The following is an 11748-nucleotide window of genomic DNA, read 5'->3' as shown; positions in this document are numbered from 1 at the left end:
TTAATATATGCATTTGGATCTGGTTGAAGTATAATATCGTAAAAGTATTTTATTTCTGAAAGAATTTTTATAATATCCGACATAGGTAGATGGATCGTCATAGTACCTTCCTTTTATGCATATGTGGGATAATTTTAGTATGAATTATAGATTCTAGTAAAAAGGTTGGAAATAGGGTTGGAAAAAATATTGCCTACGAAAAAAGCCCTCACAGTTTTACCTGTAAGGGCTTGAAAAAATTGGTGGGACGTGCGGGGATCGAACCTGCGACTCTCTGCTTAAAAGGCAGATACTCTACCTACTGAGTTAACGTCCCGTTCCGAATTTGAGTTGATACGCTTTAGAGTGTTTTCTGTCAAGGTTTAATCCGCTTTTTACGGAAAAAAACAACTTCCTTTGTACGGGGGATGCATCTCGCTGGCGGCCGTTATTGAGCTATCCCCCTTTGAGGGCGGATTATCTCCCGGCATGTAAGGCAGATCACCCTCCGAGATAGGCTTCCTTGACCTTAGGATCCTTGAGCAGTTCCTGTCCGGAGGCTTCGGCGACGACGCGGCCGACTTCGAGCACATAGGCATAATGCGCGATGGACAGGGCCGCGAGGGCGTTCTGTTCCACGAGCAGTACGGTTTTGCCCTCGGCGTTGATTTTCAGGATGATGTCGAAGATTTCCTTCACCAGCAGCGGGGCGAGGCCGAGCGAGGGCTCGTCGAGCATCACCAAATCCGGGCGGCTCATGAGTGCGCGCCCCACGGCGAGCATCTGCTGTTCGCCGCCGGAGAGCGTGCCGCCCTTCTGCCAACTGCGTTCTTTGAGCCGCGGGAACAGGTTGTAGACCCAATCGATGTCCTGCTCGATCCCTTCCTTGTCGTTGCGGATGTACGCGCCGAGCATCAGGTTTTCCTCAACCGTGAGGTGGGGGAGGATGCGGCGGCCCTCCGGGCTTACCGAGATGCCCCGCCGGATGATGTCCTCAGGGGATTTGCCGAGGATCTGTTCCGTTTTGGGCCCACTGCCGCCCCGGACGACCGGGGTGAACAGCACTTCGCCCTTCGTATCCTTCACGAGGCCGGAGATGGAGCGGATGACGCTGCTTTTCCCCGCGCCGTTCGCGCCGATAAGCGTGACTATCTGGCCCTGCGGGATGCGCATGCTGACGCCCTGCACCGCATGGATGCCGCCGTAGTGGACGTGGAGATCCTTGATTTCAAGCATGGTTGCTGACGTCCTCTCCGAGGTAGGCTTCGATGACCCTCGGGTTGTTGCGGATGGCGTCCGGGTCGCCCTCGGCGATGAGCTGGCCGTATTCCAGCACCCAGATGTACTGGCACACGCCCATGACCACTTTCATGTCGTGCTCGATGAGCAGGATGGTCAGGTCGAATTCGTCGCGGATATGCCGGATGAAACGCATGAGCTCGGTGCTTTCCTGCGGGTTCATCCCCGCCGCGGGTTCGTCGAGGAGCAGGAAATCCGGGCTGGTCGCCAACGCGCGGGCGATTTCAAGGCGCCGCTGCGCCCCGTAGGGCAGGCTCGACGCTTTTTCATTTATGTAGGAATCGAGCGCGAGGCGGTGGATGAGGCCCTTCGCCTTTTCGCGGATTTCCTCTTCCTCGCGCCGGGCGTTGGGCAGGCTGAGGATGGGCATCCACCACTGGCTTTTGCGGCGGACTTGGCAGCCGACCATGACGTTTTCCAGCGCGGTTTCGCTGCCGAAGAGCCGGATATTCTGGAAAGTCCGGGCCATGCCCGCCCTGCAGATCCGGTGCGGGGGGAAGCCCTTCACGCTGTGTCCCTTGAAAAGGATGTCGCCTTCCTGCGGGTTGTAGAAGCCGCTGATGACGTTAAAGGCCGTGGTCTTGCCCGCGCCGTTGGGCCCGATGAGCCCGGTGATGGAACCCGTGGGGATCTGCATGGACAAATCGTTGACCGCCGTGATCCCGCCGAAGCGCATGGTCACATGCTGCACGTCGAGCAGCAGTCCGTTCTGAGCGAAGGAGGTCATGCGCGTTTCCTCCGGGAGAAGAAGTCAAAGATGGCATCCCAAGTGATTTCACGCATACCCATGATACCCTCGCGGCGGTACAGGATGATGCACAAAAGAACCAGCGAGAACACGACCATGCGCATGCCGGGGATGCCGGGGATTTCAAAGCTGCCGAGGGTGATGGGGTCTTCCACGGCGCGCAGCCATTCGAGCAGGACGGTGATGACCGCGCTGCCGAGGATGCTGCCCGTGAGGGAGCCGAGGCCGCCTGCCACAACGATCATGAGCACGTTGAAGGTCAGGAGGAAAGTGAACATCTTCGGGTCGATGGTGGTCAGGAGGTTGCCGAGCAGCGCCCCGCCCACGCCCGCGAAGAACGCGCCGAGGCAGAAGGAGAGCACCTTGGCCTTGAAGGTGTCGATGCCCATGACCTTCGCGGCGATTTCATCGTCGCGTATTGCCTTGAAGATGTTGCCGAAGTTGCTGCTCAAGAGCTTGACCATGCAATACAGGGTGATGAGCAGCCACCCGTAGTTGACTAGCAGCGAGGCATGGAACGGGATGCCCTTGATGCCGAGGGAACCGTTGGTGATGGGCGTCAGGTTCACGATGAGCACGCGGATGATTTCCGCGAACCCGAGCGTGGCGATGCCGAGGTAGTCGCCGCCGAGCCGCAGCACCGGGATGGCGATGAACAGCCCGAAGATCGCGGCTACGAGGCCGCCGGCGACGACGGAGAACCAGAACGGCGTGTGGATGACCGAGAAGGGCCAGATGATGTCTTCAAGGATCCACATCATTTCCTTCTGGGCGGCGGGGAGCACGCACAGGGCGGAAACGTAGGCCCCGATAGCCATGAACCCGGCGTGCCCGAGCGAGAACATCCCGGTGAAGCCGTAGATAAGGTTCAGGGACAGCGCGAGGATGGCGTTTACGGCGATAAGGTTGAGGATCTGGACTTTGTAGCCGTCGAGGTTGGTTTCGGCCCAGACGAGGAACAGGGCCAGCAGGCCGATGACAAGCAGGTTGAGCAACAGATTGCGCATGGAGGTCTTCATATCTTTTCCTCCGAACGCTGCCCGAAGAGGCCGGTAGGCTTGACGAGGAGCACGAGCACCAGCACCACGAAGGCGAACGCGTCACGGTAACCGGACAGGCTGGGCATGAAAGCCACGGTCATGATTTCGATGAAGCCGAGCAGCAGGCCGCCGATCATGGCGCCCTGGATGGAGCCGATACCGCCGAGCACCGCCGCGATGAAGGCCTTGAAGCCGGGGAAGATGCCCATATAAGGATTGATCTGCGGATAGCGCAGGGCCCACATGATGCCCGATGCCGCCGCCAGAGCGGAACCGAGCCCAAAGGCCAGCGCGATGATGCGGTCTACCCGCACGCCGAGCAGGCGCGTTGTTTCGATGTCCTTGGAGATGGCCCGCATGGCCAGCCCCGGCTTGGTGCGGTAGATGATCCACAAAAGCCCAAGCACGAGCACGAAGCTGACCACAGGCACGACCAGCGTGATCGGCAGGAGCTTCAATTGCCCGAAGTTAATGGGCGTCATGAGCCATTCCGGTTGGAACACCGGGCGCGGGAGGCCGGAAAAGAGCACCACGGAAAGGCTTTCAATGAAGAAGGACACGGCGATGGCACTGATGAGCGCCGAAATGCGCGGAGCATCGCGCAGGGGCCGATAGGCGATGCGATCCACGAGGATGCCGACGGCGCTGGCTGCGAGGATAGCCACCACCACGGCCACCCCCCAGGGCAGGAAGAACGTCGTGGTGCCGTAAAAGACGAAGTAGGCCCCCAACATGAGAATGTCGCCGTGGGCGAAGTTGATCAGCCGCAATATCCCGTACACCATCGTATACCCGATGGCTATCAGGCCATACAGGGAACCCAGTGTCAGGGCATTGAAGAAGTGCTGGAGAAACATATCCAGACTCATAGTGCCTGCCTTATCCGAAAGTTTCGACAAGACCCGCGGGGAACAGCCGCAGGACGGCGACAGCAGCCTGTGCCGCTGTCGCCGAACATCCGCAGGCGGGAGAGGGGTCCCCTCCCGCATTCCGAGGCAGAGCTATTCAGCGATGGCGTCGCCGATGTACTTGCGCTTGCCGTCCATGTACTTGATGATGCCCACGGGCATTTCGGCGTCGTGGGTTTCATTGATGCTCAGCACGCCAAGGGCGGTGGGCAGGTTCTTGGTGGCGGCGAGGGCGGCGGTCAGGGCTTCGGTGTCGGCCTTGCCCGCGCGGGCGAGGGCATCCATGATGATGTTGTAGCAGTTATAGCCGAGCGCGGAGTTTACGTTGGGGTCCTTGTTGGGGAAGGTCTGCTTCCACGCATCGGTGAAGGTCTTGGCTTCGGCGCTCATGCTTTCCATGTTGACGTCATAGGGGAAGGTGGTGTGGAGGAAACCTTCCACAGCCTTGCCGCCGATCTTGAGGGTATCGGGGTTGTCCATGGCGTCGGCGCCCATGAGCACGAAGGTCGCGCCGAGTTCGCGGGCCTGCTTCATGATGATGGCGCCTTCGGCGAAGTAGGCGGGCATGAAGACGATGTCGGGCTTCTTGCTGATGAGCTCGGTGAGCTGGGCGGTGAAGTCCTGGTCGCCGGAGCTGTACTTCATGTCGGCAACGAGCTCGCCGCCGATTTTCTTGAAGGTCTTTTTGAAGAAGTTGGAGAGGCCCACAGCGTAGTCGTTGGCGACGTCGGTGAGGACGGCGGCCTTCTTGTAGCCGAGGTTCTTGTAGGCGTAGGTCGCGGCGGCGGCACCCTGATAGGGGTCGATGAAGCAGGCGCGGAAGTAGTACTTCTTGCCCTGCGTCACGAGGGGGTTGGTGCAGGAAGTGCCGATGACGGGCACCTTGGCGCGTTCTGCGACTTCGCCGCCGGCCATGGCGAGGGAGGATCCGTAGGTGCCGATGATGGCGAGCACCTTTTCATGTTCGGTGAGGCGTTTTACGGCGTTGGCGGCTTCGACCTTGTCGGACTTGTTGTCAACGATGACCAGTTCGACGGGGCGGTCGAGGGCGGTCGGTTTGAGCTTGTGGGCGAGCTGGATGCCTTCGAGCTCAAGCTGTCCGCCGAAAGCGTTCTGGCCGGTCAGGGGCAGATAGACGCCAATTTTGATGGGATCGGCGGCCTGCGCAGGAAGGGCGAGGGCCATGCCCATGACGGCCATTGCGGCCATGCTCAGAAGTGTGCCGAGTTTCATGTCTTCCATCCTCCAGAAAAGGTTGTTGCGCCGGAAACGGGTTCCGGCTCGGGATGATCGGCTGCCTTACCGAAAAAGTGCTCCGGTAACAGATTGTTTTTGAGTATAGGAAAAATCACGTTTTCGCAACCAAAGGGAGTTTTTTTGCGGGGACCATGACCCTCGCGGCCTTTCCATCCGAACAGTCCGAGGGCCGGAAGTCCCCCTTGTGCGTCAGTCTTGTTTAGGATTTGTTTCTTTTTCCAAAAATTTCGCTAGAGCGCCGTGGCCTTGAAGCGCGCCAGCCGCGTCTTGCCGTCCCACAGGTCGAGCGTATCCCCGGAACGCGAAACGGATGTGGCCCCGGCGAGCGCCTGGGCGAGGGCCCGCGCCTGCGCGTCCCCCTTCGGGCAAAGCATCATGGTCGAACCGAGCTGTGAGAAACCGATGCGGCCGCCTTGGAGCGTATAACTGCCGATGAGCCTGTTGCAGCCGTCGGAACCGGAGATCCGGCCCTGTGCGCCTTCAGGATCAAAGAGCAGGTACGGTTCCGGCTGGTTGTCGTAGGCCTCGGCAGGTTTGCCGTTCAGTTCCACCAGCTTCCAGCGGGCGCCCGCAAGTCCGTCGGCTGGCGCGGTGTCTATGACCCGGTGCGTCAGGATCATGATGTCGGCGTCTCCGGGGTGCACCATGAGGGGCCTCGTGGTGGCGAACAAGGCCGTTCCGCCGCTTGATATGGCGGCTTCCAGTTCATAGCTCATGTTGGAGGAGTCCGCGGCGGGGCAGGCGATGCTGAAGGGCAGGGGGACATTGCGGCCTTCCGTGGACGCGCGCTCCTCAGCGACCAGCATACGCCCGCCGCTCGTTTTGCGGTGCAGGGTGACGGTCAGCTCCGCATCCGGCGGCAGGGCCATGCGTTCACGGTAGTTCACCATGCCCGTCAGCGGAACCGTCGGTTCGGGCTGGGGAGCCGCTTTCTGATGGGGGGAGCAGCCCCCGAAGGCGACGGACGCAAGGATGGCCAGCAGTATGCGCGAAAAGCGCGGCATGCGTGAAAACAACGGAATGTTTTTCATGAATAGCCTCATTAATGGATGAAGTGGATAATGAAAGGCGGCGTACGATGTGCCCCGGCTTTTTGTACGGGGCAAAAAGAGCGGTGACAAGCCGTTTATCCGGCGGCCTGCTCCAGACCCCATGAGCGGCTCAAGGCGCGGTAGCAGACAAGGAGGGCATTCAGCGGGAGCAGATACAGGGCAGCCATGATGGATTCGGAGGCTGAGAAAAATTCGAGGCTGACAATAAGCATGAGCACGTTGTTCATGGTCCCGTAGCTGATCAGGAAGGCGAGCTTACGCTGCGGGGGCATGGAGCGCGGCAAAAAGAGCCCGCCGGCCATCATGACGGCCCCAAGGAGGCAGGCGGCCCCAAGAGCTTTGACGACAAGGGAAGGGGACTGGTGGAGCACGCCCGAATAGTTGCTAAAAATGGCCAGCGTGGACAGGGCGATGGTGGAGACCGACACGGGGAACTGGTGCTTGAGGATGCACTCGGTGATTCGGGGCGACTTGCGGGTCAAAAAGGCTCCGGCAAAGGGGACGATGATGGTGACGCATAAGGAAAGCGTCATGCCGGACAGGGACAAATGGGCGGGCAGGTTCATGGAGCCGAAGCCGGACAGCGCCATGAAATTGTCTGCTGCATAAAGGAGCATGGGCAACGTCAAAGGGAGCAGGAGCGAGGAGAGGAGGTTGCCCGCAAGGACGAGGGCCGTATCCGCATTGACCATAATGGAAAAAATGGGAGCAACCACACCGATGGATGCGGCGCCGACAAGGAGGGCGCCAAGTGCGAACTGCGGCATGAGCAGCTTGAAGACGGCAAAAGACAGGAGCGGCAAGACGAACAGCCGGATGAGCACGAGGCCGCTTACCGTGCCGGGGATAAGGCGGGCATGGATGAAGAGGGCTTCGGTGCCGACGGAAAGGAAACCGAGGTACAGGAGGACAATCAGGCAGAGGCGGGGGAAAGGGGCGAGCGGTTCGGCCAGTCCGGGAAGGAAGCTCCCGGCGAGCATGGCGAGAAAGGAAACGACGATCATCACGAGATCGCGTGAACGCATGGAGGACTCCGGCCTTGGAAAAAGAAAAGCAAGAAGGCCGAAGGAAACCCTCCGGCCCGGTCAGTGCCGTCTCGCCGCGTATCAACGGTTCCTTTGGCAATCGGGGCAAATGCCGTAGAGGTACAGCCGATGGAATGTGGGTTTGAAGCCGTGCTTGCGGGCCAGCGCGTCCTGCAGTTCTTCTATCTGCGAGTCAACGACTTCAATGTTGTGCCCGCAGTTTTCACAAATGAGATGATCATGGTGGGCGTCGGCGGCGTGCTCATAGCGGGCCAAACCATCGCCAAACCGCACCTCACGGGCCAAGCCCGCCTCGCACAAAAGTTTCATAGTCCGATAGACGGTGGCCTGGCCAAGGGAAGGATCTTCCTTGCGGACTCTGTCATAGATTTCTTCGGTCGTCAGATGCCCGCTTTCGTTAAAGAACACTTCCATGATCTGCTGACGCTGAGGCGTGTTACGCAGCCCCTTATTTTTCAAGAAGGAACGAAAGGTCTGAGCGGGGTTGCCTACAGGTCTGTCTTCATTGAACATGCGCCACCTCGGGTTGGATTGCAGGATTGGACTATAGCCTAGTTCATGCGCTATCGCAACGGGAGCCCTTTCCAGAGACGTTCACCTTTTTGATGGTTTTTTAAAAAATTCATTTTGAATTTCAGATAGTTGAAATGCAGCTTTCATTGCAGCGGTGAATGTCTCCCTTTCCTCCATGTCTTTTATATCATTAGAACTGGTTTGAGAATTGAGATGAATGGCAAGGGCCCTGCGGGGAGGCCATCCTGCCCTTGCGCCGCCGAAAAGCATAGGCTACACCGGGCCCTATGAAAAAGAAAAAAAGACGCCCTATACGGCTTCCCGCCCCTGAATACAGCGATAAGGTACTTGTCTCCGTGCCTCCGCAGCATGTGGGCATGTTTCGTTTCCTCCTTGAGGGATACGACAACATTGCCAGCTTTACCGTGCTCGATCGTACAGAGGCGCTGCTCAAAGTGTTCTTTTCTCCGCATCAGCATGCGGAGGCGCATACCGCGCTTGAGGGCATTGCCGAGGTGTTGCCCATAACCGTCCGCCCGTGGCCCGCCGCGGCATGTTGTGCCGATGCCTCGGAATTAAATACGGTTTAGCGGAATAAAATCAGTATTCATAGTGTATTACGTTGCTTTGTTCTCTTTTTGAGAAAAAAGATGAAAAAATGTTTGACAAACGGGAGCCCGGCCCCTATATTCCCTTTTGTCGCATGTCGCGGGGTGGAGCAGCACGGTAGCTCGTCGGGCTCATAACCCGAAGGTCGTAGGTTCAAATCCTGCCCCCGCAACCAAGAAAATCAGGCACTTACAGTTTTCTAACCGTAAGTGCCTTTTCATTTTTCTAACCTATTTCTAACCAGAAGGGGAAGATAAGTGCTGACGCTTGCGGTGCGTCCAATGGAAACATACCGGAGGGGTATTCCGGGCTGTGCTCTTCTCGCTGAGACAGTAACTCACTTGAGGGCGCGTCTTACCCCATTCCTAACCATTTCCTAACGATTATCTGAGTTCAACAAGAATAGAAGTGGGTTGTCCTAGCTAGAAAAAAAGAGCTAGGACAGCCCACTCTTTTATGCGAGAAGGCTACAAGTTGTTAAGGAGAGAAGTACCTGTGTTACCCAAACACGTTCTTGAACTCCTCCCTCGTGATGACCGTGTCCCAACCCCCACGCTTCTCACCTTCGTGCAGGTCTATGCCGGTATAGCAGAGACTGGCGTCTTCATACCGCTTGAACTTGTAAACGGCATCGTTCATAAGGGCATCGTTGAAAACACCAAGGGAAACGAGCAGATCAAAATCTTTTACCGCCAGCCCCGTCACACGCTGGAATAATTCAGGTTCCAGCTGGGTGATGACATCCTTCAAGCACTGCTCACGGTAATCAGTAAGATACATGAACACTGGGATACGCGTGGCGAATTTAATGAGTTTTTCTTGGATCTGCTTACGCTTACTTTTATACTCTTTCTCTTCCTGCGTCAGTTCACGCTTCTTTTCCGGCGGCAGATCCTCACCCTTTTTCTTTGTCTTTTTTACGGCCTCAGACTTCGCAATAATGGTCTTGATATCTTCGTTCAAACTGCGGAAGCCTTCAATTTTCATGAGTGCATCCATGGCCTCCTTATTTGCCATCAGGCGCGCCAACGTGTCGTTATCCACATTGACGAGCAACGCGCTTTCCCAGCGTTTGGCCAGCAGAGTAGCAGATGTACCTGCCATAGCCATATCAAGAATCTCGCGTGCGCTTATCTGCTTCATGGCCATGCCGTCATAAGCTATGACCGGCAGGAAGCTGATGAACTCACCGACCTTGCTTTCCGGGTCACGCCCCTGTACATCGAGACGGCAACTGTAATCGGCTATCTGGCGAAGGGCGCGATCAAGAGCGAAGTCGAAAACATAGCACTCTTTCTTGACGATTTCCTTCTGTCCTCCATCCGTTGATATTTCCCACGGGCTCTGCACGCGGAACGCCGCCTGAAAATAGGTCTCAGGACTGCTCAAATTTCGAAGCATGAATATACCGGTCCACGGCTTCACCGTTACGCCGGTTGTCAGCTTACCGCAGGAAAGCGTAATGGTCTTGCTGTGGAACGGATCTCCCTTCATGGAGGCCAAAACTGGCTTTAACGCTTCCGCCCCCTGCCCTGCCTCAGCCCCTGCACAAACGTTCACCGCGTAGTCATGGTAAAAGACATTCTGCTTATCTTTCAAAAGATTTTTCATGGCATAACAGGATGCCACATTCGGTAGAAACCACAAGGTGTGCTGAAGTACATTCAGAAGGCGTACATCTGCAAAAGGCATCACGGGTTTCGACTTTCTGAGCTTCAAATCCCCGACCAGTGTTTCCTCATAGGCTCCACGAATAAGCGACAGCCATTTCTGCACTTGATCCTTATGGACAAACTCTGCACCCGATCCAGTACCTTGTGCAGCAAAAAACTCGTTGAGATCAAACTCATTGAACTCTCCCTGCATGGCGATGCGGCGAATATTTTCGGGTAGCTGGTATGTCATCATAACCATGCCGGGCAAGGAAGCATACGGATTTTTGTCGCCCTGCCAGCTGGCTTTAGCCTTCTGTTCATCAGAATATGTCCAGTTGAATATCTGCTCTTCGATAAACTCACCGGAATTCAGCGCTCGGAACGGAGTGCCGGACAAAAAAAGATAATATTTCGTTGTAATGGGCAAATCCTGTTCGTCGCAGGCATTGCCCCGGTCGTAATGTTCCACGTCAAAGCTGTCGTAGGTGTCGTCATCCTCCTGCTCAAAAAGCTTCTTGGCGTTTTCACGCCAGGCACCGAAGTGATATTCGTCAAAGATGACCAAATCCCAGTTGGAAGTATGCACCCATTCATTGCGCGGCTTGATGCCTCCAGTGGCCCGATTGACCCCAAGAAAATCCTGAAAAGAACCGAAGCAGACAATAGGTTGAGATTTATCGGCTTTTTCAAAAGTAAGCTCAGTATTGCGGGCAATGAACTGCCAGTCTTCGAAATCGAGATGCGTAGCAAGGTCCTCCTCCCATGCACTGAGAACTGCCGGCTTGAACGTCAGTACGAGGACACGCTTCATGCCCATTTTTTTGGCAAGCTGATACGCGGCAAAAGTTTTACCGAAACGCATCTTGCAGTTCCAGAGGAATTTGGGAGTCCGCCCCTCTGCGGATACGCTTTGAAAGTAGGCGGCGGTCTTATCCACGGCGGTCTGCTGTTCCGGACGCATGCCAAAATCCAGTGTTCTGCCGGTCATGCTCCCCATACGATGCCTAGCAGACAGCACTGCGGCTTTAATGTCTTCTACGTGGCAGCGGAACCATTCCCCCCCTACGCGGGCAAATCCAGCTTTTTCAAGGATACGATGAACATCCTTGTCCGTAAAAGCCGAGCCATCGCTCCGCATTGCGGATTCGTAAAATTCTATGCGGTAGGGCTTCAAGCCTTCAGGCTGTTCGACGTTGAACTGCTCCTTGATTCGATCTTCTACAGAGCGAGTGGTATAGCCGACCTTAAGCAGTCCCTTATATGCCGGAGCAGGATTACTGTAGGCATAAATCCAAGGCGTAAGGTGAGGGCGAGGGGGAAAATATTGCGCCATGAGCTACGCCTCTACATCCATAGGTTTGATCATGGACTCTATGAAGGCGATTTCTTCTTCATCTAAGCCGTATTTGGCGTAGAGTTCAGCATCCGTCCAAGGCTTGGAGAAGTCTTGAATAGGGACAGCTTGATAAACTTTAGCATAAGCATCCTGTGAAATTTTATTAGCTGCCACTAGGCATCTAAAAAATTTTGTTGCCATATAACTTGCTGCATTTTTCATTTCTATTTCTGATGAAAATGGACCTATCATAAGATAGGTACCACTACATATAGTACCAGGATTTCCATAAGTTATATTTCCGAT

Annotated in this window: 12 protein-coding genes and 2 tRNA genes; 2 read left to right on the top strand and 12 right to left on the bottom strand. The window is 56.0% G+C overall.

From position 1 onward, the window contains the following. Positions 1-240 precede the first annotated feature (240 nt). The 10 genes from ACZM8Y_RS16590 to ACZM8Y_RS16545 all read right to left on the bottom strand — a co-directional run bounded on the left by ACZM8Y_RS16590 (position 241) and on the right by ACZM8Y_RS16545 (position 8112). Positions 241-316: transfer RNA gene (locus ACZM8Y_RS16590), tRNA-Lys, on the bottom strand. Between the two features lie 164 nt (positions 317-480). Beyond that, positions 481-1215, bottom strand: a complete 735-nt coding sequence (locus tag ACZM8Y_RS16585) for an ABC transporter ATP-binding protein (protein WP_482333678.1) — start codon at positions 1213-1215, stop codon at positions 481-483. After that, positions 1208-2005, bottom strand: coding sequence for an ABC transporter ATP-binding protein (locus tag ACZM8Y_RS16580; protein WP_302551642.1), 798 nt, complete (start codon positions 2003-2005; stop codon positions 1208-1210). Before ACZM8Y_RS16580 ends, ACZM8Y_RS16585 begins: the two co-directional genes overlap by 8 nt. Beyond that, positions 2002-3045 (bottom strand): branched-chain amino acid ABC transporter permease, encoded by a 1044-nt coding sequence (locus ACZM8Y_RS16575; protein ID WP_302551641.1) that lies wholly within the window; start codon positions 3043-3045, stop codon positions 2002-2004. Before ACZM8Y_RS16575 ends, ACZM8Y_RS16580 begins: the two co-directional genes overlap by 4 nt. After that, on the bottom strand, positions 3042-3935 hold the full coding sequence (locus ACZM8Y_RS16570) for a branched-chain amino acid ABC transporter permease (protein ID WP_302551640.1): 894 nt from the start codon (positions 3933-3935) through the stop codon (positions 3042-3044). Before ACZM8Y_RS16570 ends, ACZM8Y_RS16575 begins: the two co-directional genes overlap by 4 nt. 132 nt (positions 3936-4067) lie before the next feature. Beyond that, positions 4068-5207 carry an ABC transporter substrate-binding protein gene (locus ACZM8Y_RS16565; RefSeq protein WP_302551639.1) on the bottom strand — a complete coding sequence of 380 codons (1140 nt, stop codon included), beginning with the start codon at positions 5205-5207 and terminating at the stop codon, positions 4068-4070. A gap of 254 nt (positions 5208-5461) precedes the next feature. After that, positions 5462-6235 (bottom strand): META domain-containing protein, encoded by a 774-nt coding sequence (locus ACZM8Y_RS16560; RefSeq protein ID WP_487480215.1) that lies wholly within the window; start codon positions 6233-6235, stop codon positions 5462-5464. A 122-nt stretch (positions 6236-6357) separates the two neighbouring features. Continuing rightward, positions 6358-7308, bottom strand: coding sequence for a symporter (locus tag ACZM8Y_RS16555; RefSeq protein WP_482334377.1), 951 nt, complete (start codon positions 7306-7308; stop codon positions 6358-6360). An 81-nt stretch (positions 7309-7389) separates the two neighbouring features. Further along, positions 7390-7842: a Fur family transcriptional regulator gene (locus tag ACZM8Y_RS16550; RefSeq protein ID WP_302551636.1), complete on the bottom strand. Its 453-nt coding sequence runs from the start codon at positions 7840-7842 to the stop codon at positions 7390-7392. Positions 7843-7923: 81 nt separating this feature from the next. Continuing rightward, entirely contained in the window at positions 7924-8112 is a 189-nt protein-coding gene (locus tag ACZM8Y_RS16545; RefSeq protein WP_302551635.1) for a hypothetical protein, read from the bottom strand. Between the two features lie 17 nt (positions 8113-8129). Here ACZM8Y_RS16545 and ACZM8Y_RS16540 point away from each other — a divergent pair, with 17 nt between their 5' ends. Together ACZM8Y_RS16540 and ACZM8Y_RS16535 are read left to right on the top strand one after the other, a co-directional pair. Next, positions 8130-8432 carry a DUF4911 domain-containing protein gene (locus tag ACZM8Y_RS16540; RefSeq protein ID WP_302551634.1) on the top strand — a complete coding sequence of 101 codons (303 nt, stop codon included), beginning with the start codon at positions 8130-8132 and terminating at the stop codon, positions 8430-8432. Positions 8433-8549: 117 nt separating this feature from the next. Then, positions 8550-8626: transfer RNA gene (locus ACZM8Y_RS16535), tRNA-Met, on the top strand. Between the two features lie 323 nt (positions 8627-8949). On the opposite strand, the gene ACZM8Y_RS16530 is transcribed toward ACZM8Y_RS16535, so the two are convergent. Then, a complete protein-coding gene (locus ACZM8Y_RS16530) occupies positions 8950-11439 on the bottom strand; it encodes a GIY-YIG nuclease family protein (protein WP_300683754.1) in 2490 nt (829 codons plus the stop codon). 3 nt (positions 11440-11442) lie between these two features. Then, positions 11443-11748, bottom strand: a 306-nt coding sequence (locus ACZM8Y_RS16525) for a hypothetical protein (RefSeq protein ID WP_489501902.1), incomplete at its 5' end; no start/stop codon positions are given.

It is taken from the genome of Bilophila sp. (assembly GCF_057864385.1).
Note: the sequence above shows the minus strand (reverse complement) of the source record. Positions and strands in the feature narration are given on the sequence as shown.